Below are 23,070 nucleotides of genomic sequence, written 5' to 3'. Positions count from 1 at the left end.
CGCTTTCTGGTTCTCCAGATACTTCCCCGTGCAGGCCAGATCAAGACGCACCGGCATTCTTAGAACCCGTCTTTGGCCAGTTCGTAGGCACGACGGTATTGATTGCGAAAGGCGACACTCAGTTCCGTGGCCTTGCGGGCTTCTTGAACCTTGTCCTTCTTTTGCAAGAGGGCGGCGAGGTCTTGGGCGTTCTGGTAGTTGAGCAAGCGGGTGTCTTCAAAGACTGCCGTGGCCCGGGGTGGGAAGTTGCGGCTGATCAGCATTTCCCAGGCACGACGTTGCTCCTCATGAGTGTCCACACACATGACCTTCACCAGATACCGCACCACACCAAAGAGGTGGCTGGTCCATTCAGGATGGTAGGTGAAGGCACGGGACGTCTCCATCGGGTCAGCATGGGAATCCGTCATGGAGACGCGGTTGACCTCATTATAAAAATCGAGCCGCACGGGCAGACGACGGAGCGGGGTGCGGACGGGTCCACCGGCCGTACCGGGGTTGAAGTTCCAGAGCTTTTGCCCTGCATCACTGAGCACGAACTCCATAAATGCGGCGGCCACCTCCGGCTCCGGCGCGCCCCGCAGCATGCCTATCGGGTCCACGCCCATGGAGGTGCCTCCCAGCGGAGTCACATAGCCCATTCGCGAGGTGCCATCTGGCCTGCGCACCATGTCCTCAAACGTCCAGCCATAGAAATCGATGCACATACCAGCGGCGGCATCCCCTTGAGACACCTCAAGCGGAATCTTTGTGGCATTGTCTGTGAAGTAGCGGGAATTCGCACTGATCCTCTGGATGAGATGCACCCCACGCTCCCAGCCGATCTCGATCCCAAGCTTCTCCGGGTCCCCTTCCGCCTTCGGGTCATCCCGCCGCTCATCAATGGCCTGCTGCATCTGCTGCTGGATGAGTTGCTCAAAGGCCTTTGTCACCGTGCCGCTCTTGTTAGGGTCAGCCAAAGCCACCTGTCCAAAGTAGCGCGGATCCCCCAGATCTTGCCACTGCACTGGCTCCTTCTCGATCCCCAACCGCCTCAAGACATCTCGATTGAAACAAATGCCGAGACTGGAAAGACACGTTCCCACCCAGCGGGCTTCCTTGTCATAGTAGCTCTCCCCTCCCAGGCTCTGAGGAATGGACTGGGGCTGGAACCACTCCGGGTGTTTCTTCATCACTGACCTCAACCCGAACTGACCGCTGGCGTCCGCAGCGACTAGGAATCCCGCCTTGGCCTGGGACTCATAGTCCACTGCCCCTCCACCAAAAAAGAGATCGACTCCGATTCCGACGGCAGAGGCCAAAAACTCCTTCCTCGCGGATTGCTGGAGCGAAAGCTCTCCCTTTTCCCCTGGCTTGGGCAGCACTACTTTGGAATTCCCAAAGGAGGTGGCCACCTCCGGCGACCAAGGGCGATTCAATGTCTCCTTCCAGTAGCGCTCGAACGCGGCCGCGTAGTCTGACCGCATCATGAGCGCGATCTCTGAAGTGCCGGCCACGCGCCAGTCCACATAGAGAATCTCCCCGCGCTCATCTTTCCATTTTTTGGCAAAGGCCCGGCCAAATTCGTACCGGATCTTTTCGTGATGCGGGGTGTAGATCACCAGACGGCGCTGGTACTCCCGCGGAGCACTGCCCTCCGCCGGTTTCAGGAGAAATGGGGCGGCCAGCACCATCAAAATGGCCCCCACCGCGGCAAATTCCCGCCCCCAGTGCTGCACCACGGGCACACGACAGAACCGCTCCCACCATGCGGCAAGCGTGGCCAACAATGCTGCCATTTGGGGTTTTGAAACGCCGCGCATCGCGCCAACGAAGCCGAATTGCCAGAGGTGCGCAAGCTTTTCACCGACCATGCACTCGACCATTTGCGTCGAATACGAAATAAAATCACCAAAATTGCTATTTCCTCAAAAACCGATCCGTTATTGCTATTATTATTTCTTTTAGATACCTTTACTTGTTAAAGGGGGAGATCTCCGCATAGAGTGAATCTACCAACTTCTGATTGTGATAAGGCGACCGGAGATCTACATCAGCGCGGCAAGTCCTGACCTGGGCATAGCGGTCAACTTGGTGCGGGCGGAGATTCTTCAGATGGAGGCCACGCCAGTCCATGTGGACAACTACCCCACACAGTGGGCCGCGGCGTGGAGCCTTATGGAACATCACATCAGCAAGTGCGATGCGATGATTCATCTCGCGGGGAGTTGCTTTGGACCAGAGCCCGCCAACCGCCCCACCGCAGAACCCCGCCGGAGCTACGCGCAACTTGAGTACGCGATGGCGCGATCCTTGGGCAAGACCGTCTTCGCCGTGGTTTGCGATGCGGAGTTCCCTTTTCTCTCCCACCCGCCAGAGCAGGAGGAGGCAGCGGCGCTTCAACACTCTCACCAGGAAAGGCTGGTGCGCCACAATGGGGCCGAAATCCGCGTGCAGGACATGGAAGCCCTGCGCACCAGCATTCGTCGGTTAAAGGATTGGATAGACAAGACGCGGCAGCATCTCGCACAGGAACCGCCCTCCCCTCCCCCTCCGGCGGAAGCCAGCCCGCAGGCACCGCCGCTCCCGGTGCTGACGGCTGGCACCGAACTTTTCGCCAAACCACCGATCCCCCGTAACGTACCCCCGTGGCACGCACCGCCACAAGCGCCGAACTTTGTAGGCCGAACGCTGGAAAAAGAGTCCATTCAGCAGGCGCTGAAAAGCTCTTTTCGCGTCTGCGTCACGGGAAGCCGGGGCATTGGCAAGAGTTCCTTGATCGCCGCCTCGCTGGCACAGATCGCCCCTGGTCCCGATGCACCCGGTGCCTACCCTGGAGGGATTTTCCGCTACAATTTCCACGAGGCGCAGGGGCACTATTCCGCCCTCGCAGGCATCCTCACCCAAGCTGGTCTGGGGGACATCCCTGACACCAAGCACGAGGCGGCCGTGAAACAACTCCTCTCCAGACGTGACGTGTGCCTGATCCTTGAAGGCGCAGAGTTCGCGGAAAATCTGGGGCGCCTGCTCCAACTGGCTGGCCCCGCCCACCTCGTCCTGGAGGCCCTCGAGCCTTTTACCTTACCCGGCATCCCGAGGGTGACGCTCCATCCGCTGTCGCTGGAGGATGGCGCATTCTGCCTCTATCGCTCTCGCTTGGGAAAAGAGCCCCATGCCACCATCTCTCCCGCCGTGGCGCAGCCAGAACTGGCAAGCGTCGGCGCTTCCGCAAAGGCTGTCGCCCCAGGGGCGACGAGCCCCCCCTCACCCACGCATTCGCTGCCACAGTTCAACGATCCCGTCTGGGTGGAAATTGCCGGTCGCATGGGCTCTCACCCTTTGATGCTGGAGCTCACTGCCCAGCACCTGGCCTCAGAACAGATCGCTCCATCCTCGTATCTGGCACGCCTCCGCCGGGACGGCATTGATTTCCTCGAAACCATTGCCTCCGAGAAGAAGAACGTGCCATGGATTCTGGCCCAGTACGCCCAGTCCTTCAACGGTCTGGATGCGGAGGCCCTTCCCGCGTGGTACGCGCTCTCCCTGTACGCCCCCACCCCGGCACCCGCACTTTCCATTGCCACGGCCTTGGGAGTACGTCCCAGCGAGGTGGAGCCCCCCCTTCAGCATCTGATGCGACGCGGCTTCCTCACCGAACAGGAGGTGCCAGGAGCAGAACCGGGGACGAAAGAGAAGGCATGGACCCTCACCAGCGTAGGCCTGGCAGAAGCCGCCCGCCTCCAGTGGGAGTGGCGCGACCCCATCCAGCAGCATTCCCTCTTTGATCCGCGCGCTGTTTATCAACGCTGGAGAGACTGGGTGCTCACCTACCTGCGCCAGTGCTGGAAGATCCGGAGCGTCGTGGGCGGGACAGAGCGTTATCAATTGCTGGAGCCGCATCTGCATGCCCTGCTCCGTGCCATCGAGCGCAACGAGGGTATTTCCTCGCCCAATCTCCTGGCCGCACTGCGCTGGCTCTCAGCATTGCACCGCCTGCTGGGGCGCTTTGCCTCAGCCCAGCCCCTCTCAGAACGTCTCCTCTCCCTGTCCCAAAGCCTGTATGGTCCGGAGCATCCCGAGACACTCGCCAGCATGAACAACCTGGCCACCTTGCACTATCGCAAGGGGGATCTGGGTGCCGCTGAGCCTCTCTATCGGCACACCCTCCAGTTGCGGGAAAAGATCCTCGGCCCGGACCATCCCGACACCCTCAGCAGCAAGAACAACATGGCCAACGTCCTGGCGGATCGCCAGGACGTGAATGCAGCAGAAACGCTCTACCGGGCCTCTTTTGAAGGGCGGGTGCGCATTCTCGGCCCTGAGCACCAGGACACCCTGGTCAGCGCAAAGAACCTGGCCAACCTGCTTTTGGACAAAGGCGAGTTCAATCTCGCGGAGCCCCTCTACCGGAGCACGCTGGAAGCTCAAATCCGGGTGCTGGGCTCTCTCCATCCCGACACCGCCATGACCTCCTACAACTACGCCCGTCTCTGCGTGCAGCTCAGACGCCCCCAGGAGGCAATCACCCTCGCACAGCATGCCGTGGACACCGCCCGCCAGATTTTCCCAGAAGGACACCCCCACCGGCAACGGTACGAGCACCTGTTGTCACGGCTGATGCCGGAGAGCACAGGGAAGAACTGAGGCACGTTCCGACAGCATCACTTTCGGCAAGGGGATTCGCAAAAAGCAACCCCTGCCATCAGGCACACATTTCAGCCTGTGAGTGGAGAAATTTATTAGACATCACCACCCAACATCGGTCTAACTGTAGGCCGATGTTTCTGGGAAATGCAAGCGCCTCCGCCCCCTGTCAGCTCCTGGCCCGTTTGGGTTGGAGTTTTTCAGGATGTCCCCGGAGGTCCCGATAGTGGCAGCCCTGCTCGATTGCTGGCAATGTGCGGCCACTTGAGCGCAAATCTTCCGGGGATTAATCACGATACCGGGTCCCTCCCTTGCGCACTCTCCATTTTCCGCCTCACCTCCTGTCAACTCAACCCCATGCCCGCATTCACTCAAGCTTTGATAAAGTTTCAAATCGGCCCGGTACAGGACTTCATTGCAGCCGCCCGTTCCACGCGCGACTTGTGGAGTGGCAGTTACCTGCTGAGCTGGCTCACCGCAGCGGGCATCCGCCACCTGTTGCATAAAGAGGCTGAACTCGTCTTCCCCAGCGGAGACAATCAACCGCTTCTTGCTCCCGATTTTGATCGAAAGGACGCGACCCACCCCACGAGCAGACAGCTTCGCACGCCCAATCTCACCAACATCTTCATTGTGCTAACCTCCGCCGACAGCGCGGAAAGCCTCGCCAGAGAGGCGAGGCAGAAGATCGAGGATGAATGGAACAACATTGCCACATCCGTTTGGGAATATTGCCTGCCACGCCCACCGCTTTCGGATGCCGCTCAGACCTATTTCAAGCAAACCAGGGGGTTTTTCTCCGTGTCCTGGCAGGTCACTTTAGTTGAAGGGACTTCAGACGCTGCTGCCTACAAGTCTGCCTACGAATCCAACGCTCGCTCCCTCAACGGCGTGCGGCAAACTCGCGAATTTTCAGCATGGGCCGAGGGCAAATGGAAGGTAGGTCATGAAAAAGACAGCCTGACAGGCAAAGAGGAATCTCTCGTCGATGACATCCGTCTTCTGCGTGAGCCAAAAAAACTCATGCGGGAGGAATGCGCACGCTTGTTCAAGAACCCGGACCCCTTCGGGGCCATTACCCTGATCAAGCGGGTCTGGCATCTGGCTTACCTCCGGGAGACGAAGAATTCTTTAGAGCCCATTCCCTCGGTTCTGGCCATCGCAGCACGGACCGATGAATCGGACGATGAACGCAATATTGATGCCACCCCCGCTGAAGGTGCGTACATCGCCGCCATCGCGTTCGACGGAGACGCCATCGGTAAATGGATCAGCGGCAGAGGCCTTTCAGACACATTGGACCTCCACCGCCATCAGAAAGCCTTTAGCAAGGCATTGAGTTCCTTTGCCCTGGAGAAGGCCAGGAAGACTGTCAATCAACACCGTGGGTTCCTCATTTACGCGGGTGGCGATGATGTGCTCGCCCTCGTGCCGGCAGACAAGGCGCTGATCTGCGCGGCCGATTTACGCCGCGAGTTTCAGACCTCCACCGCTCAATTCCAAGACCAGGATGGCGAACGCCCGGATGCTTCCGCAGGGATCGTCATCGCCCACGTTTACACTCCTCTTCAGGATCTCATCCAAGCGGCCCGGACGGCCGAAGAGCGGGCCAAAAACGTGGTGGGACGCAAGGCCTTTTCCGTAACGCTGATGAAGCGTTCCGGTGAAATCACAGAGTGGGGTGCCCAATGGGACTCACAAGGGTTGCAACTCTGCGAACAGATTGCCGCCTGCCTCACGGAAGGGACGCTCGCCTCCCGGTTCCCCCATCGGGTTTGCGCACTCCTTGAACCCTACCGCTCCCGGAAAACGGGCCTCACTCGGAGCCTGCCCCAGAGCAGTCAAGCCAGCCTGGACGCCTTCACAGTCGCTGAAGCGGAGGAAGTCATCCACCGCGAGTTTGAGTTTGCCATCGCCCGGCATGCCAAGAGCTACCCGGATACCTCTTCCAGCCCGCCCCTTTCAGCCACCCTGAAAAGCTACCTCAGCGCCATCCTCAAGCAGTGGAACACCGCCGGAGAGGATCGTAAAAACGGAAGCGCGCCCAGGGAACCCTCCGCAGTACAGCAGCTTCTCTCGGATGTCATTGGCCTCTGTACCACGGTGGCATTCGCCCATCGCACCCGTACTGATTCTTCCACGTCCCGCGCAACCGCGAATCTCCCAGACTGATGAACACCCTTCTCCTCCATCCCACGGACGTGCTCTTCTTTAGAGACGGGAGACCCATGTCCGGCTCTCTGAGCGGTCACGGTGCGGCATGGCCCCTGCCCACCGTTATCAGCGCCGCCTTTCACGCAGCTCTGCACCGGGCAGACCTGGAAGCGGTACAGCCCCACTGGCACGTTCCCCTTGATGGGAACAAGCGGGAAACCAGCCGGAAATTCGGCAGCTTGTTCACCGCAGGACCTTTCCCTGTACTGCACACAGACGAGGGAAACAAATGGCACTTCCCCCGTCCCCTGGATGCGGGCGGGACGGACGATACCAGACCGGCATACGTCCCCCTTGCCTCTTCTTCAGAGTCAAAATCGCCCTCCAGCCTTCCAGCCTGCCTACGGTATCCGGTGGTCATGGTCAGCACCGGACGCGAGGGCAAGGCCACCCCGGCTCAGTGGTGGAGCGGAGCCGCCATTGAGGCCAGCCTCAGAAATCACGCCCCCCCAGACGGCGGGGCCAGGCATTTCCAGCAGGATGACAGCATTGTTGAGACAGAGTTCAGCTACGGCATCGGCATCGATCCGGAAACCGGAACCCAAGATGGCAAGAGCTTCTACTCCGCCTCCTACCTCCGCCTCCGAGACGGCTGGACCTTGGGTACACTCGCCCAGGCCCGAGAACGGGGAGGTAAAAATGCAGACCCCGGCCGGGACCTGATTGCAGAGTTGTTCCCCAACAGTGGCACCCACACCCCCATCGTCGCCGGCGGCCAGCAACGTATCTGCACGGTACAACGAGAGTCCCTGGCTCAGCTTCCCCTGCCCAAAGGCATGACAGAAGGGTTCAGCCACTCTGGGGACATCTACCGCGTCAAGTGGGTTCTGCTTGCTCCCGCCATCTTCCCCCATATCAAAAGCAACAGCGAGAAGCAGATTGCTGAGCATTGTGGAGGATGGATTCCCAACTGGGTGCGTCCGGAGGACGATGGGAAGGTTCAGTTGCTCGACGGCCCGGGAAAGAATGCCGCGAAACGTCGCAGCATTCAGTCAGGCAAGCCGCTCCAGGCTCGACTCGTCGCCGCCATTGTAGGAAAACCCGTCTTCGTCACCGGCTACGCCCTCCCCCAAGAGGCTGCGGAACGCCCCAAGGGCGGCGCCAAGTCCACTCATCTGGCTGTCCCGGCAGGCTCCGTGTATTACTTCGAATGCGTCGGCTCAGAGGAGGCCCGGAAACTCGCCACCGCCCTCAACTGGCACGGCGCGGGGGACGCCACCACCATCCGCAGCCGCCGCTCCACCCTCATGGGAGAAAAAGGCTTCGGCCTCGGCGTGTGCGGCACATGGGAGTTCCATCAACCGTGAACCCTGCCCTCCCATCCCAGGACCTCCCCGGACATCCCCCTGCTCGCCATCCGGATCCCCTTTGACATCTTCTCCCACTCGTAATCCATGACCACCAAGATCCTTTACCTATTCACCCGCACCCCACTGCATGTAGGAGCAGGGGCAAGCCTCGGGGCCATTGACCAGCCCGTCCAACGCGAGCGGCATACGGGCTTCCCGATCATTCCTGGCAGTTCTGTCAAAGGCGTGCTGAGGGACCATTTCAGCCGTCCCGTCTCGGGCACGGGCCTGCCTCTCGCTGAAGTGGAACGCCTTTTCGGCAAAGGCGGCAATGACGATAATCTCTTCCGTTCTGGAGACCTCAGCTTTGGCGAAGCCAGGCTCGTAGCCTTCCCTGTCCGCTCAGCCAAAGGAGCATTCGCGCTCGCAGTGTCCCCGCTCACGCTTTCCCGTCTGGCGCGGGATGCCGGTTGGGATCTAAAAACCCCAGCACCGCCCGAGGAAATGACCTGCCTGGCCGGTGCCAGGCTCGTGATTGACCGGGCGGGCGAAAAGGGCGTCGTTTTAGAGGAATACCGCTATCGGTCCACCGGGGAGTTTCCCCACGAATGGGAGTCAAAACTGAGCTCGCTTTTGGGAGACGCTGTCCTTGCAGGTGCGGTGGGAAGGTTCGTACTGCTCTCAGATGGCGATTTGTCACACTTCGCAGTTAATGCCTGCCAGATCAACCAGCACGTCAGAATCGACCACAACACCGGCACCGCTGATGACGGAGGCCTCTTTAATGAAGAGACGGTCCCCTCAGAGTGCTTGATGTATGCGCCCATCACCGCCCTGCGGCAGGAAAGCAGGGAGAACGAGGCCTTCGCCCGGCTCGAAGTCGAGCAGCTCGTGCAATTCGGCGGCAACGGCACCACAGGCCAGGGCTTCTGCACCATCAAACTCGCTTGATCATACGGAGGACTCTGAACATGCAGAACCTGGAACAAATCCGCGCCCGCAATGTGCTTAAATTCGCCGCCCAAGGCCCCATCGGGGGAGACAAAGGAGGCGAAGTAATCAAAAAGATCCCGTCATTGATCCAGAATCACGGACTTCTGGCCACAGCGGCCTATTCGTTTTCAGAAAAAGAGGGATGGCCAAAGGTGTTTGACGCCATCGCAGTGCATCTCGCAGATGAGCACGTTGCGATTGTACCAGCGAAGATCAAGGATCGCCGGGCTCTACTGGAACACCTGACAGCTCCAGACACACCTAGCGAAGTGCTCAAACAGGCCACCACGGAGACCATGGCATGGCTGACCTATGCCCGGCGCTTCGTCAAGAAAGACAAGGAGGGGGCGCGGTGAATCCGGCCATTCCAATGCCCGGGGATGTTGCAGCCCTCATCGGCCCTCTCGCAGAGAGGGTGGAAAATCGGAGTCTGCTCCTGGACAAGTTTGTGTTTCACAAACACTGGCCTATTGCCCAGGATGAACAAGGTCGGGAGATCAAATGGGACGAGGCCTCCCGCTGGAGCTTCATGCGCATTGCTGACGGAGCCAGCGCCCTTCTCTCCAGAGAAGCAGACGAGAGACGCCGCAAAGCCGGAGGGAGAAATGTGGAGCCCAAGAACCGTGACCGCTACCTGGCAGAGGCAGAGATGGCCTCTGGCTTGTCTCGTGTGAAGTGGGACGACCGGGAACTCACCACCCTCAGGTCCCGCCATACCCGGCGGTTCATTGCACTCTTTCGCCAGGCCCACCCAGAAAATAGCTCTGTGATCGTGGGCCAGCTAGAGGGGCGTCTGGCCATCAACCTGGCGGACAGCCTTGTTCCAAACGCAGGCATCTGCCTGGACCGGCTTTTTGGCCTCCCCTTCATTCCCGGCTCTGCGGTCAAGGGCGTCTGCCGCCACGCCGCCCTCCAGGAGATAAAGGAAACCACTGGGGAGCAGCAAGCAGCGCTGTTTGAGACTTTCCGGTCCGTGTTCGGCACCGCAGACAGTGACTACAAGCATGAAGCCAAGCATCAGGGTGATCTGCACCCCTTCAGGCACCTGCTTGGGGATCGCTCGTTGGATCTCAAGGGAGCGGTGTCGTTTCTTCCCGCCTATCCGCTTAACGAGGCCCGCATGGTGGTGGATCTCACCAACGTCCACACCCCTGAGTACTACCGTTCCGGGAGGATGGAGGACCTTTCCAAGGAGAATCCCCAGCCGAATTCCTTCCCCGCGGTTGAGGTGGGAGCCCAGTTCGCTTTCTGCCTGGTGCTCAGCGGCGTCAGCACCGATTCCCACCTCCTCAAGCACGCTCAGCGCTGGCTGGAGTCAGCGCTCACTGTTCGCGGATTGGGGGCCAAAACCGCCGCTGGTTACGGTTGGTTCTCGCTGCGGCCCGATGTGCTCGCTGACATCGAAGCCCTGGAATTGAAGGAGCGGACCGCCTCCGAAGCTGCAGCCAGGGCCAGCGCAGAGGAAGCCGCCCGGCGGCAGGCAGAAGCGGAACGCCAGGCCAGTCTCTCCCCGGAGGATCTCGCTGCCGAGACTCTGCTCCGGTTGACGGACGAGCAGTTCGCCCTCTTTGGAAAAGAACTTGGCTCCAAGCCGGAGATCGAACAGAAGGCATTCATCCGCCTGCTCTCCAGCCACAAGGAAAAACGGGAGCGCTGGAAAACCTGGAAAAAGAAAAAGCCAGAGATCGCCCAGCCCATCGAAAGCCTGCGCAGCAAGCTCAACCTGCCCCCCCTGCCATGACGAAGAGTTATCGCCTCACCTTCATCACACCTCTTTTTAGCAAAGGCAGTTACGAGGATGTGCCTGAGATTCGCCCCCCTTCCATCCGCGGCCAGCTCCATTGGTGGTTCCGGGCGATTGGCGGCAGCTATCAGGATGAGAAAGCCCTGTTTGGCGCAGTGCACGGCGGTGCCCAAGCCAGCAAGCTCGCGGTACGCGTGAACCACATCACCGGTCAACCAGGAAGCATGGCCACCTTGCCCCACAAATCGGGAGGACAGGCCAGCTCAAAAGCCTGCTTCAAGCCCGGTGCCTCCTGCGATCTGCATCTCAGCCTCCGGCACCTCCCCCTCGATGACCGGCTGGCGAAGCAGCTAGATCGCTGCGTGGAAGCCTGGCTCCTGCTCGGCACCTTGGGATTGCGCAGCACCCGTGGCGCAGGAAGCTTCCGGTTCGAGCCGCTCACAGAGCCCCACTCCGGGCTTACCCCACCAAGCTCGCTTGCGGAGTTCCGTCAGCGCTGTGGCGACCTGCTTCAAGGAGCTCCGTTGCGATTTGGCATCTCACCCACCCCTTTTACAAAAGCTGAGGATGCCCGGCGGATCATTTCAGACACTCTTGGAGGTCGCGATGACTACAGGGGGGAGGATGACCTGGCGCGCCTCAATCATCCGCTGGGGAATGTCCATGGCGGTCGGAAAACCTCACCGCTGCGCCTGCGCGTCGTGGCGCTTGAAGGAGCCTGTCATATCGCAGCGATATGGGACGATCGTTCTGCCGTGACAGGAAACCGCGCGGGCGACCTGGAGTCCGTCATCAATCTGCTGGCTGAACGGGGCAAAAAGATCGGCACCGTACTTCGGGAAGCATTCCCAGGCTGAGAGCAATATTTGACTTTCGGTCGAGGCAGCCCTCTCCACTTCACAGCAATAAGCACCAGTCCCAAAACGACGCCACTTGAGACCTCATGGGGTCACAACGCCACACTTTGTCCACCACCCCTTACCCATGCCATTTTCCACACTCGTCCTCACCGCCGGGATATCGGCTCTCGCACCACGCAACTACTTCGGAAAATTATTCCGCAAAGAGGACAGTCCCATCAAATTCGATAACGGACAACAAAACCCGGTGCCCAAGGATCCAACATTGAGTGAGGAGGCCGTCTTCAACTCGTGTCTGACTTGGGCAGCACATCAGACATCGCAAGCCCAGCAACTCCCACCCGAGGAAATATCAGCGGAGTTTTCTATTTTATACGCCATCGCCAAACAACGCAACGCCCTTGCCCAGGGGGCCCTGGTCCACCTCATTCATACGCCCACGTTGGGTGGGCGGCTTTCGGCAACCATTCAGGAAACTGCACTTGAGACCCAGCTCGGTGTGCAGGTCCATCGCCAAGAGCTGAGTGTGCCTTTTGATCCCACGCAGAGAGGAGGCCTGGCTATGGCAAGCGGTGCCTTTATCGGACAAATCAGCCGACTGCTACGCGACGGGCATCCTGATACCACCGCCTTCGCTCCAATCGGAGGATACAAGTCTATGGTCGCCTTGGGTCACATCGCGGCATCTTTTCACGGCTTACCCTCTCTCTACCTGCACGAGGATAGTCAGGTTCTCCAGGAAATTGCCCCAGCCCCCGTTCATTTTTCTGAAGATGATCGCGCCACGATATCATCCACCGCTCGCAAGATCGGCAATGGAGCCCAGATGAAAGATCTCAGCGCGGAACAACGCAGCGTGGTTGAACGCTTCCCATCATTTTTCACGCGGGTGGATGATCTCGTCGAACTAAACGAATTGGGTCAATATATCCGTCTTGATCAACTGCCAGTGCGGCTGTCGCCCGAAGCCATGGCCGAGTTTCGCCGCGACTCGACCCATCTCTCTACACAACTTGGCCAAATCAGGAATAAAGCAGCGATAGATCCTGACTACAAAGGAATCAACCATGACCTTACTGGCACCCCAGGCCGATCCCATCCTTGGCGCCTGGCCAAAATGGGATCGGGCAATCGAATTGTCTGGCAACATCGCGACGATGAGATCCTTGTGCGCAAGATATGGAGGGATCACGATGACTACGAGAAGGAAGTCACCTCCATTGTGATCCAACCGGTCCCCTCAGACCTTTCAGGCTACCAAATCGTGAAGGTCTGAACACCCCTTCCATGGTGAGCTTTGTCCTCGAACCCCAGTTTTTGCACAGCGCATAATCACGCATCCTAATTCGCCCATCTATCAGAAGCTCAATCGTTGCTTTTTTGCCCCCATGCCCACCATCCTCGTCGCTGTTAGTGGCATGTCTCCGGCCATCCTCACGGAGACGATCTGGGCTCTTGCGCAGGAGAGCCCACCTGTCGTACCGGATGAAGTGGTCGTCATCACCACCTCCAGGGGTGAGCAGGACATTCAGCAACAGCTGCTCACCCCGCTGGAAGCCTGGGGCGGTCAGACGGTATGGGCCAAGTTGAGGGAAGACATCTTTGCCGGAGCCCGCCTGCCCAAAGAGAACCTCCGGCTTCAACTCAGCCCCCGCGTCATCGACCTGCCGGACGCCGCCACCGGCGTGCGCCAGAAGGCCGACGACTTGCGCACCCATGCTCAGAATGATGCAGCAGCGAACTTCATCGTCCAAACGCTGGCGCCTTACTGCGACGCCCAGGACCATCAGGTCATCGCCAGCATCGCAGGCGGACGCAAAACGATGGGAGCGCTGCTCTACGGCGCTATGAGCCTTCTGGGGAAGGAGACGGACCGCGTCACCCACGTCCTCGTCAGTGAGCCTTTTGAATTCATCCGGGGGTTCTACTACCCGGGCCAGCCCGGGCCCATCCTGGAGTTCCGGCCTTTCAATGGACCGCCTGCACCTGCCGACCCTGGCGACGCCGTGGTGGAACTGGCAGACCTGCCGTTTGTGCCCCTGCGCAACAAGTTTGAGGAACTCAACGAACCGCGCCGCACCTTTGCCGGGCTGGTAGATTGTTACGCCCGGGCAGAGCGCCCGCTCCAGGGCAGCCCAGCCGTCACCCTGGACGCCGCGAACGGCATCCTCTCCGTTCAGGGTAAACCGATCCTTCTGGTGGGCCGCTGCCTGGTGGTGGCCAGCTTTCTTTATGAGCAGGCGCTGGCAGGGCAGGCCATGTTTGAAGACGTGGTCGATGCCGCCGAAGCCTACCTGGCATTCGTCCGCCAATGGCAACAGCAGTACCCGCATCATCGCAAGACATCCCGGTACATCGCCGGGAAAGCTGCCAAAGAGGACATCACTCGCAGTCTCAGCGAGTTGCGCACCTTGCTGAAGAAAAACAACGTCGCAAGCTGCATCCCGTTTCTGGCACCGGCGCGCAGTCGTATCGGGTTTGACATCCATCGTGACACCGTTCGTGACGTTCCGCCCCGGGTGGGGTGAGGCTTCCATGGAGATCCTGGGACATCCTCACGTTCGCCGCTCGGCCTCCCACGAGGAGAATGTCTCATGTCCCGTCGCGTCCGACACATTCATGCCCGCCGTGGAGAACACGTCGTCGTCCATCGCCCCCACAGCAGCGGAGGCGGTGGCGACGCCGGATGCGGGATCGCCATCCTGCTCGTCATCGCCTTCTTCCTCCTGCGGAGTTGCGGCTGATGGCAGCGAGGGGGTGGAGGTGGAGGGGGCCGCCCCCCCCCTGCCCAGGCAAACCCCTGCGATCTGCCGACATCTGCGAGCGCTCACGTGCCGCCCAAAGTGCCGGGGGCGCTCGCGTGCTGAGACTGTGGGAGTTAGCCCAAATCAAGCGCTCCCGCAGTGTCTCTCCACATGGAGTTTGCCTCCCCTCTCGCAAACTGCTACCGGAACCATTGACACTCAAGCTCCTAGGCGTTACCTCCAGCAGCAGTCAGTAAGCCGAAAGGCAATGGCGACAATAGCTTCGTGCCAGTCGATCTTGCCGCCGGGTATGCCAGCAGCAGTCAGTAAGCCGAAAGGCAATGGCGACGAAACTCAAGCCGCCATAGTAGCCCTCTCCCATCAGGGCCAGCAGCAGTCAGTAAGCCGAAAGGCAATGGCGACTCGAGCTCCTCGGGGTAATCGAGGGTCGTCTTCATGATCCAGCAGCAGTCAGTAAGCCGAAAGGCAATGGCGACTCGCGCTCAGCCAGGTGGGTCAAGTATTCCGCCTGAGCCCAGCAGCAGTCAGTAAGCCGAAAGGCAATGGCGACGATGCGGTCGATCACCGTGCCATATGGAGTGCCCATGTCCAGCAGCAGTCAGTAAGCCGAAAGGCAATGGCGACTCAGGCACTGGGCGAAATTCGTGAACGTGGCGCTTGCGGCCAGCAGCAGTCAGTAAGCCGAAAGGCAATGGCGACGAGTGTGCCGTGCAAAACTTACTGCTCACTGGCGCGGACCAGCAGCAGTCAGTAAGCCGAAAGGCAATGGCGACTCTTCCCGACCGACGGCCTCGCCGCCACGATCACCAGGTCCCAGCAGCAGTCAGTAAGCCGAAAGGCAATGGCGACTTGGCCTTGTGGCTCGACCGCTTTGCGTGGCCAAGGTTGCCAGCAGCAGTCAGTAAGCCGAAAGGCAATGGCGACGCGGGTGGTGACTCCATGCCAAGAGTTGCCAGAAATCCAGCAGCAGTCAGTAAGCCGAAAGGCAATGGCGACACTTCCCTGGTAGTAGGGATCGGTGATCTTGACCTTCCCAGCAGCAGTCAGTAAGCCGAAAGGCAATGGCGACGCTGGGGCTGCTCACAAGTTGGGCCTGACCAAGGCGCCCAGCAGCAGTCAGTAAGCCGAAAGGCAATGGCGACCGTGCGGTCGGTACTCGCCGCCTAGGTAAAGGCCAAGCCAGCAGCAGTCAGTAAGCCGAAAGGCAATGGCGACGCGACCCGCGTCGATGGTGACTTTCGAAGGACCTTGCCAGCAGCAGTCAGTAAGCCGAAAGGCAATGGCGACGCTGTGCGTGGCGGGGAACGTGTTTTGGAGAATGCCTCCAGCAGCAGTCAGTAAGCCGAAAGGCAATGGCGACACCGACGATGAGGTGATGTCCTATCTGCCGAGCGCCTCCAGCAGCAGTCAGTAAGCCGAAAGGCAATGGCGACACGCCCGGGGCAAGAGGTGGCGTCGTGAATCGATATCCCAGCAGCAGTCAGTAAGCCGAAAGGCAATGGCGACCCGCCTTCGCCGGTCAAGTCCTTGAAGGCTTGCTCCACCAGCAGCAGTCAGTAAGCCGAAAGGCAATGGCGACGCGGCGGCGACCAAGGCGACGGCGTCGCGAGGATCCCAGCAGCAGTCAGTAAGCCGAAAGGCAATGGCGACCGTCTCCACGGAGTGGGTTCAAGGAAAGTTCAAGGAGCCAGCAGCAGTCAGTAAGCCGAAAGGCAATGGCGACTTTAGGATGCGGCATCCGGCCTGGTATTTCTCCATGCCCCAGCAGCAGTCAGTAAGCCGAAAGGCAATGGCGACCGCCCGTCGGGGCTGTGTTCACGCTGGCCCTCACGGCACCAGCAGCAGTCAGTAAGCCGAAAGGCAATGGCGACAATGCGATCTCAACATCATACACCGCGTTGAGGTCGGCGGCCAGCAGCAGTCAGTAAGCCGAAAGGCAATGGCGACAGGTCGGTGGTGAAGTCTGACGACCACCGTCTCATTGACCAGCAGCAGTCAGTAAGCCGAAAGGCAATGGCGACCTCAAATGGAACAAGGCTGGCGGGAAGGTTCTCGCTGCCAGCAGCAGTCAGTAAGCCGAAAGGCAATGGCGACGGCTTGCCCGCGTATCGAGCCTCCGCCGTCTCGATCCCAGCAGCAGTCAGTAAGCCGAAAGGCAATGGCGACAGAGATCATTTCGTGCTGCCAAACCCGCCATTCGGGTGTCCAGCAGCAGTCAGTAAGCCGAAAGGCAATGGCGACGGCCCGACGCTTGGCAAAGGCGATATCGACGAAGATCCCAGCAGCAGTCAGTAAGCCGAAAGGCAATGGCGACGCGGTTCAACCAGGGCGGTATCAAGGCGGAGGGCTCATTCCAGCAGCAGTCAGTAAGCCGAAAGGCAATGGCGACACGAAGCTGAGGTCGATGAACTTGCCGCCCCACTCGCCAGCAGCAGTCAGTAAGCCGAAAGGCAATGGCGACCAGAGGCACGATGTTGTTGGGGGCATAGTACATATCCCAGCAGCAGTCAGTAAGCCGAAAGGCAATGGCGACGCAAACTTTGCAAATTTTGTCACTGCCACCCGATCACCAGCAGCAGTCAGTAAGCCGAAAGGCAATGGCGACGACTGTATTTAGTGGCTTCTTGCGTATTACCCTTCCACCAGCAGCAGTCAGTAAGCCGAAAGGCAATGGCGACGATGCGATGGCGATCCATGACCTGCTGGTGAACCACCCAGCAGCAGTCAGTAAGCCGAAAGGCAATGGCGACAAGTTCAGGGCTAAGCGCAAAGAACCCTCCGCCCGTTCCAGCAGCAGTCAGTAAGCCGAAAGGCAATGGCGACTCCGGTGCCGGCACCTGCCATGGCCCCTTCGAGTGACCAGCAGCAGTCAGTAAGCCGAAAGGCAATGGCGACCATGGCAGGGGTTCGGTGTGTTTCAGGTCGTGTTCAGTCCAGCAGCAGTCAGTAAGCCGAAAGGCAATGGCGACGTTCCCAAGGAAGTAGGTTTTGTTTTTGATGAGCGCCAGCAGCAGTCAGTAAGCCGAAAGGCAATGGCGACAGCGTCAAGGTCCGCAGCGAACCAGCCAACGGTTCTTCCAGCAGCAGTCAGTAAGCCGAAAGGCAATGGCGACGGAACGAAGCGGGACCAGTACCGGACGACGTCGCACACCCAGCAGCAGTCAGTAAGCCGAAAGGCAATGGCGACAGAGCGGCTCCCTGGTGGTTCCGGGAATCAACATGAAGGACCAGCAGCAGTCAGTAAGCCGAAAGGCAATGGCGACGGTTTTCCTGGACGGCTCCCCCGGAGTTGCAGGCGGACCAGCAGCAGTCAGTAAGCCGAAAGGCAATGGCGACACAGAACCCACGGACCGACTCCCCATCCATATCACTGGCCAGCAGCAGTCAGTAAGCCGAAAGGCAATGGCGACTCGGCCTGCTCTGGGGTCATCTTGAGGGCAGTCAGCACCAGCAGCAGTCAGTAAGCCGAAAGGCAATGGCGACTCAGCGCGAGACTGCAATGCACCCGACTTGTCCAGCTCCAGCAGCAGTCAGTAAGCCGAAAGGCAATGGCGACAGCGCTGGCGGCTGGGAGTGGAAAGGCGAGTTCGTCGCCAGCAGCAGTCAGTAAGCCGAAAGGCAATGGCGACCATGCCGACCAGGGCGAGGCGCAGACCGTGGCCGTCGTCCAGCAGCAGTCAGTAAGCCGAAAGGCAATGGCGACCAGACACCGCCTCATCCGGCCCCGTAGCCTCCAGATCCCCAGCAGCAGTCAGTAAGCCGAAAGGCAATGGCGACTTGATGTTGGAGGTCCGCAGACGGATGCCCCTTACCCCCAGCAGCAGTCAGTAAGCCGAAAGGCAATGGCGACGGATTGAGGAGCTGGCTGTTTACCAGGCTGTCTACGGCCAGCAGCAGTCAGTAAGCCGAAAGGCAATGGCGACCAGGCCAGTGGCGATGTCCGCAGGTGTGGCGTCGTCCCAGCAGCAGTCAGTAAGCCGAAAGGCAATGGCGACGTTTTGCAGTGACCGGATCTCAAAGGACTTAATCGTGCCCAGCAGCAGTCAGTAAGCCGAAAGGCAATGGCGACCTCCGCGATGGTGAGTCGTTTGGGGCCGCACCCGTCAACCAGCAGCAGTCAGTAAGCCGAAAGGCAATGGCGACCTCGCAGAAGCAGTCGAAAAAAGTTATCTCATAGACCCCAGCAGCAGTCAGTAAGCCGAAAGGCAATGGCGACGTACGGAAGGAGATCACGTCTCCTTCTTGAAGATACCAGCAGCAGTCAGTAAGCCGAAAGGCAATGGCGACCGCCTGGAGGTGGCGATGACCAAGCCGGACAACATCCAGCAGCAGTCAGTAAGCCGAAAGGCAATGGCGACAACACGACACTCGACACATTGCCAGAGCGGTTGGCATCACCAGCAGCAGTCAATAAGCGAGCCTCCCTGAATGACCCGGGCCTACAGCCCTCAATATCTAGAACCAACGCCAACCTTGGGCGTTGGCCATGGCGGCCATCACGCCGGGCTTTCAGCCCCCCAGCTCGTTTGACGAAGCGAGGTCATCAGCCTCGCCAGCTTTTACCTGATGGAATGGGGATTTAGCCCGCCGGAATGACATTGGCAGAACCACGCCTTTTCCGAAGGATGTGCAGACGGAGGGCAGCATGCACTGCCACTCCGTTCCCTACCCACCAAGGACGCCCGACAACTCTACTCCGCGTAGTTCGCCTTCTTGGAGAGGAAGTACTCTAGGCTGTCCACCAACGCTTCCCAGCTGGCGTCGATGATGTTGGTGCTCACGCCGACGGTGCCCCAGTGGTTCACACCATCGGTGCTCTCGATCAGCACGCGGGTCTTGGCAGCGGTGCCCGTGCGGCTGTCGATGATGCGGACCTTGTAGTCGCAGAGCTGGACGGTTGCGATTTCCGGATGGGCTCTGGAAAGGGCCACGCGGAGGGCGCGGTCAAGGGCGTTCACGGGGCCGTCACCTTCCTCCACGGTGTAAACGCGCTCGCCATTCACTTCCACTTTGACGGTGGCTTCGCAGGTGTCGAAACCGCGCTCTCCATGGGTGCGGTGGCTTACATGGTACTCCAGCAGCCGGAAGCTGGAGGTGAACTGGCCCATGTCCTTGCGCAGGACGAGCTCGAAGGAAGCATCGGCGGCCTCGTACTCGTACCCTTCGTTTTCCTGGGTCTTCACGTGGTCCAGAATGCGCTTCACCTCGGCCGATCCGCGTTGAAGGGGGAAGCCCAGTTCGGCGGCTTTGTGCAGGATGTTGTCCTGGCCAGACATGTCACTCACCAACACCACCTGCCGGTTGCCCACGCTGGCGGGCTGGATGTGCTCATAGCTGCGGGCCAGCTTTTGTACGGCATTCACGTGGGTGCCCCCCTTGTGGGAGAAGGCGGTGCTGCCTACAAAGGGAGCCCGGTTGAAGTGTGGCAGGTTGGCCACGTCATCAACAAACTTGGAGAGGACGGTGAGCTTGGTAAGATCGCCCACCACGGGGATGCCCATTTTGAGCTGCAGGTTCGGGATGACCGTGGTGAGGTTGCAGTTGCCGGTACGCTCACCGTAGCCGTTCATCGTGCCCTGCACCTGCACCGCCCCCGCACGGATGGCGGCGAGAGCGTTGGCCACGCCGAGGCCGCCATCATCATGGGAGTGAATGCCGATCTTGGCCTCTGGGAAACGGGCCTGGACTTTGCTGACAATCTCTGAGATTTCATGCGGAAGCGTGCCGCCATTGGTCTCGCAAAGCACCAGCACATCGGCCCCGCCTTCCAGCGCTGCCTCCAAAGTGGAGAGGGCGTATTCGGGCTCGTCCTTGAACCCATCAAAGAAATGCTCGGCGTCGTAGAAGACTTCGCGGCCGGCCTCTTTGCAGTGGCGCACCGTGTCACGGATCATCGCACGGTTCACTTCTGGCGTGGTGCGCAGCACCTCCGTCACATGAAGCAGCCAGCTCTTGCCGTAGAAGGTGACGACTGGCGTCTCAGCCTCCAGAAGGGTGCGCACCTGGGGATCCTTGTCCACGGCCAGATCGGCACGGCGGGTGCTTCCAAAGGCCGCAATCTTGGCGTTCTTGAAAGTCTGCTTCTTGGCCAGCTCAAAGAATTCCACATCCTTGGGGTTGGAGCCGGGCCAGCCGCCCTCAATGTAGTGCATGCCAAAGCTGTCCAGCTCATGGGCGATGCGCAGTTTGTCGAGGGAGCTGAAGTTTACGCCTTCACCCTGCGTCCCATCACGGAGCGTGGTATCATAAAGGGAAACTTTCGGTGCAGTGATCATAGGAAGCGGGGAGGTAGTAGCGAAAAAGCAGGGTTACGAGAAAAGCAAAGAAGGGAGGCTTGCGCAAGGCGGACGCAGGGAGGCGAAGTCAATCTTTCGCCAGTTCGACGCCGGGTCCGGGCGCTCAGTCGGAAGGTCGGATGCGGGCTGTCTGCACAAGAAAACGCCTTTCAGGCGCTGCAGAAGCCCTAGATAATTCGAATGAGCCAGATGGAGGCTGCGGACGACATGAGGCGCGAAGGATAGCAGGAGTTTTAAAGTGAGCAAGTTCTTGGTTGTTGGATTGAACACGGCTGAACCTGGGGAAGGAGATGGAGTTGCTGCTTGCCTCGACGGAACCTCAAAGCCATGGTCGCGGCCGGATGTTTCGAGCCCCCTCCTTTTTGCCGCTGCGTGAGTCCCGCGTGCTCATCGTGGTGAGCGCGCTCTTGTTTACCGGATTTTTGACGGCCTACCTGACCATCGACCGGCCCGTGAAGCAGGAGCGACGCATTGAACGCCTGAAGGCCGAAGGGAAGGTGGTGGCACCAGAGGCCTACGTGCCAGTATGGCTATACAAGGGATTGAAGCTCAATCTGGGCCTGTCCGCCCTGCTGCTTCTCGCCAGTCCCTGGCTGGGCCGGCGGCACCGAGACGGCATGGCACTGATGGAGGCCCCGACCCGCCCACCCTGGACCAAGTGGCACACGCTGGGACTGGTGGGAGTGGTGGGCCTGGGGGCGTGGATGAACAGCCCGCGCCTCACTCTCTCAATGTGGGGAGACGAAGACTTCAACGCGAGTCGGTTCATTTTGGACAAAGTGGAGCGCCAGCCAGATGGCACGCTCACCATTGAACCCCGCTCGTGGGCCACCACCCTGTGGAACATGCGCAAGCCCACGAACCATCTGGGGTACAGCGCCTTTGCCCGGCTCACCCACGAGACTTTTTTCCGCCCTGGCACTGGGCCGGACGCCCCCTGGTTCAATGAGGCGCTCCTGCGCGCGCCTGTGTTCGTGGGCGGTCTGGCGACCCTGGCACTGATGATCTGGTCCCTGCGGGTTTGGGGCCTGGGGGGATGGTGGACCGCGCTGCTCATGGCCGCGCATCCGTGGTTCATCCGGTTCGCCGTGGACGGTCGAGGCTACGGATTCGTCATGCTCGGTGCCACGGCTCTGGTAGGGGTGGTGGGCCGGGCGCTGCACACTGGACTCTGGCGATGGTGGGTGCTGATGGGACTGTTGGAGTTTTTCATCCTCTGGAGCAATTTCCAAAGCGTTTACCTTTTGGCAGGATTCAACCTGCTGGTGATCGGGGCGCTCTGCTCCCCGACGCTCACCTGGCCGGCACGGCTGCTCCTGGCCAGCCGCTGGGTCGTGGGGGGGCTCGTCACCTGCTTTCTGGTGCTCGGCTACCTCACCCCCTGCTGGCCGCAGATGCTGGAGTTCATGAAAAAGGGGGAGATTCACGGCACGATGGACCTGCGCTGGTGGCAGGACTCCTTCTCCGGCTGGGTTTTTGGCCAACCGTGGAATGCCTGGAGCAGGGAGGCCAACCCGCTGCATCATCACCTCTCAGCCGCATTCGCCGCGCATCCCGTCCTTTTTGCGGCAGGCACGGGCACGTTTCTCCTGACCTTGGTGGTCGGCGTCTGGGCTCTGGTGACGGACCGAACGCGCCGCTTGCTCCTGATTTTTGTCCTGGCACCCCCTCTCTTGATGCTCGCCCACATGGCGGCGGGGCAGAACAAGCCCTATCCGTGGTACCTGCTGCCGTTCCTGCCAGGACTCCTCATGCTCGTCTCCGCTGCGGCCTCGGGAATGGCACGCTGGCGGGTGAAGCATCGACATGGGCTGCTGCTGGCTGTCACCACGCTTTTTGTCCTGATCACCGCTGTCCCCAGGGACCGGATGCGGCACCACCCCATCGAGCCGTCCCGCGAGTCCGTAGCCAGCTACCGGAAGATCATGAGCCCCCGCCACCCGGACTTTGACAAGGAGGTGATGGGCGGGGCCCTCTCCATGTTCACAGAAGCTTATGACCCGGCCATGTATCGGGCAGACAATCTCACCGAGTTTCGCGCCGTGCTTGCCGAGGCGGATCGCAGCGGACGGCAGCTTTACTTCAACCTGGGAGATGTGGGGTTCCACAAGGCCAATCCCACGCTGGCGGAAGTGATCGCCATTCTGGAGGATCCCGCACAGTTTGAGCATGTGGGCCACTTTTCCGGTCTCATGCCCTTTACCTCCCGTGATGTCTTTCGATATCGCCGAGGAGATCGCGACAGATAATTGTTTTTCCCCGCAAGATTATCACGCTTCTTGCTGG

The 23,070-nt window shown here is 60.0% G+C and carries 13 protein-coding genes and 1 CRISPR repeat array; of the genes, 10 read left to right on the top strand and 3 right to left on the bottom strand.

The window, feature by feature from the left end:
• Nucleotides 1–59 precede the first annotated feature (59 nt).
• Nucleotides 60–1,778, bottom strand: coding sequence for an ABC transporter substrate-binding protein (locus VSP_RS10990; RefSeq protein WP_157210840.1), 1,719 nt, complete (start codon nt 1,776–1,778; stop codon nt 60–62).
• Between the two features lie 229 nt (nt 1,779–2,007).
• Here VSP_RS10990 and VSP_RS39245 point away from each other — a divergent pair, with 229 nt between their 5' ends.
• The 9 genes from VSP_RS39245 (at nt 2,008) to csm6 (ending at nt 14,251) form a co-directional block, all read left to right on the top strand.
• On the top strand, nt 2,008–4,623 hold the full coding sequence (locus VSP_RS39245) for a tetratricopeptide repeat protein (protein WP_081452490.1): 2,616 nt from the start codon (nt 2,008–2,010) through the stop codon (nt 4,621–4,623).
• Nucleotides 4,624–4,980: 357 nt separating this feature from the next.
• Nucleotides 4,981–6,795 carry a type III-B CRISPR-associated protein Cas10/Cmr2 gene (cas10, locus tag VSP_RS10980; protein WP_009960617.1) on the top strand — a complete coding sequence of 605 codons (1,815 nt, stop codon included), beginning with the start codon at nt 4,981–4,983 and terminating at the stop codon, nt 6,793–6,795.
• Complete coding sequence (locus VSP_RS10975; RefSeq protein WP_009960616.1) at nt 6,795–8,144, top strand: type III-B CRISPR module-associated Cmr3 family protein; 1,350 nt, start codon at nt 6,795–6,797, stop codon at nt 8,142–8,144. Before cas10 ends, VSP_RS10975 begins: the two co-directional genes overlap by 1 nt.
• A gap of 87 nt (nt 8,145–8,231) precedes the next feature.
• A complete protein-coding gene (gene cmr4 / locus VSP_RS10965; RefSeq protein WP_009960614.1) occupies nt 8,232–9,077 on the top strand; it encodes a type III-B CRISPR module RAMP protein Cmr4 in 846 nt (281 codons plus the stop codon).
• Nucleotides 9,078–9,097: 20 nt separating this feature from the next.
• The gene (locus tag VSP_RS10960) at nt 9,098–9,475 is read left to right on the top strand and encodes a type III-B CRISPR module-associated protein Cmr5 (protein ID WP_009960613.1); all 378 of its coding nucleotides are present in this window, start codon (nt 9,098–9,100) and stop codon (nt 9,473–9,475) included.
• Nucleotides 9,472–10,860, top strand: coding sequence for a type III-B CRISPR module RAMP protein Cmr6 (gene cmr6 / locus VSP_RS10955; protein ID WP_157210839.1), 1,389 nt, complete (start codon nt 9,472–9,474; stop codon nt 10,858–10,860). The genes VSP_RS10960 and cmr6 overlap by 4 nt, the downstream gene beginning before the upstream one ends.
• Nucleotides 10,857–11,720 carry a type III-B CRISPR module RAMP protein Cmr1 gene (gene cmr1 / locus VSP_RS10950; RefSeq protein ID WP_009960611.1) on the top strand — a complete coding sequence of 288 codons (864 nt, stop codon included), beginning with the start codon at nt 10,857–10,859 and terminating at the stop codon, nt 11,718–11,720. Before cmr6 ends, cmr1 begins: the two co-directional genes overlap by 4 nt.
• Before the next feature lie 127 nt (nt 11,721–11,847).
• The gene (locus tag VSP_RS10945) at nt 11,848–12,999 is read left to right on the top strand and encodes a hypothetical protein (protein WP_009960610.1); all 1,152 of its coding nucleotides are present in this window, start codon (nt 11,848–11,850) and stop codon (nt 12,997–12,999) included.
• A gap of 112 nt (nt 13,000–13,111) precedes the next feature.
• Nucleotides 13,112–14,251 (top strand): CRISPR-associated ring nuclease Csm6, encoded by a 1,140-nt coding sequence (csm6, locus tag VSP_RS10940; RefSeq protein ID WP_009960609.1) that lies wholly within the window; start codon nt 13,112–13,114, stop codon nt 14,249–14,251.
• Between the two features lie 27 nt (nt 14,252–14,278).
• Here csm6 and VSP_RS10935 read toward each other — a convergent pair whose 3' ends face one another.
• Together VSP_RS10935 and cimA are read right to left on the bottom strand one after the other, a co-directional pair.
• On the bottom strand, nt 14,279–14,554 hold the full coding sequence (locus tag VSP_RS10935) for a hypothetical protein (protein ID WP_009960608.1): 276 nt from the start codon (nt 14,552–14,554) through the stop codon (nt 14,279–14,281).
• 153 nt (nt 14,555–14,707) lie between these two features.
• Nucleotides 14,708–18,846: direct repeats of the CRISPR family, unit length 36 nt; unit sequence CCAGCAGCAGTCAGTAAGCCGAAAGGCAATGGCGAC.
• 333 nt (nt 18,847–19,179) lie between these two features.
• The gene (gene cimA / locus VSP_RS10930; protein ID WP_009960604.1) at nt 19,180–20,763 is read right to left on the bottom strand and encodes a citramalate synthase; all 1,584 of its coding nucleotides are present in this window, start codon (nt 20,761–20,763) and stop codon (nt 19,180–19,182) included.
• 311 nt (nt 20,764–21,074) lie between these two features.
• Here cimA and VSP_RS10925 point away from each other — a divergent pair, with 311 nt between their 5' ends.
• Nucleotides 21,075–23,033 (top strand): hypothetical protein, encoded by a 1,959-nt coding sequence (locus VSP_RS10925; RefSeq protein ID WP_029190349.1) that lies wholly within the window; start codon nt 21,075–21,077, stop codon nt 23,031–23,033.
• The last annotated feature ends 37 nt before the right edge of the window (nt 23,034–23,070 follow it).

Origin of the sequence: Verrucomicrobium spinosum DSM 4136 = JCM 18804 (genome assembly GCF_000172155.1) — a bacterium.
In the GTDB taxonomy this organism is placed as follows: Bacteria; Verrucomicrobiota; Verrucomicrobiia; order Verrucomicrobiales; family Verrucomicrobiaceae; genus Verrucomicrobium; species Verrucomicrobium spinosum.
Note: the sequence above shows the minus strand (reverse complement) of the source record. Positions and strands in the feature narration are given on the sequence as shown.

Coding starts and splice junctions, on each gene's coding strand:
- VSP_RS10990 (WP_157210840.1), bottom strand. CDS start 1,778: ATGGCAGCATTGTTGGCCACGCTTGCCGCATGGTGGGAGCGGTTCTGT.
- cas10 (WP_009960617.1), top strand. CDS start 4,981: ATGCCCGCATTCACTCAAGCTTTGATAAAGTTTCAAATCGGCCCGGTA.
- VSP_RS10975 (WP_009960616.1), top strand. CDS start 6,795: ATGAACACCCTTCTCCTCCATCCCACGGACGTGCTCTTCTTTAGAGAC.
- cmr4 (WP_009960614.1), top strand. CDS start 8,232: ATGACCACCAAGATCCTTTACCTATTCACCCGCACCCCACTGCATGTA.
- VSP_RS10960 (WP_009960613.1), top strand. CDS start 9,098: ATGCAGAACCTGGAACAAATCCGCGCCCGCAATGTGCTTAAATTCGCC.
- cmr1 (WP_009960611.1), top strand. CDS start 10,857: ATGACGAAGAGTTATCGCCTCACCTTCATCACACCTCTTTTTAGCAAA.
- VSP_RS10945 (WP_009960610.1), top strand. CDS start 11,848: ATGCCATTTTCCACACTCGTCCTCACCGCCGGGATATCGGCTCTCGCA.
- csm6 (WP_009960609.1), top strand. CDS start 13,112: ATGCCCACCATCCTCGTCGCTGTTAGTGGCATGTCTCCGGCCATCCTC.
- cimA (WP_009960604.1), bottom strand. CDS start 20,763: ATGATCACTGCACCGAAAGTTTCCCTTTATGATACCACGCTCCGTGAT.
- VSP_RS10925 (WP_029190349.1), top strand. CDS start 21,075: ATGGAGTTGCTGCTTGCCTCGACGGAACCTCAAAGCCATGGTCGCGGC.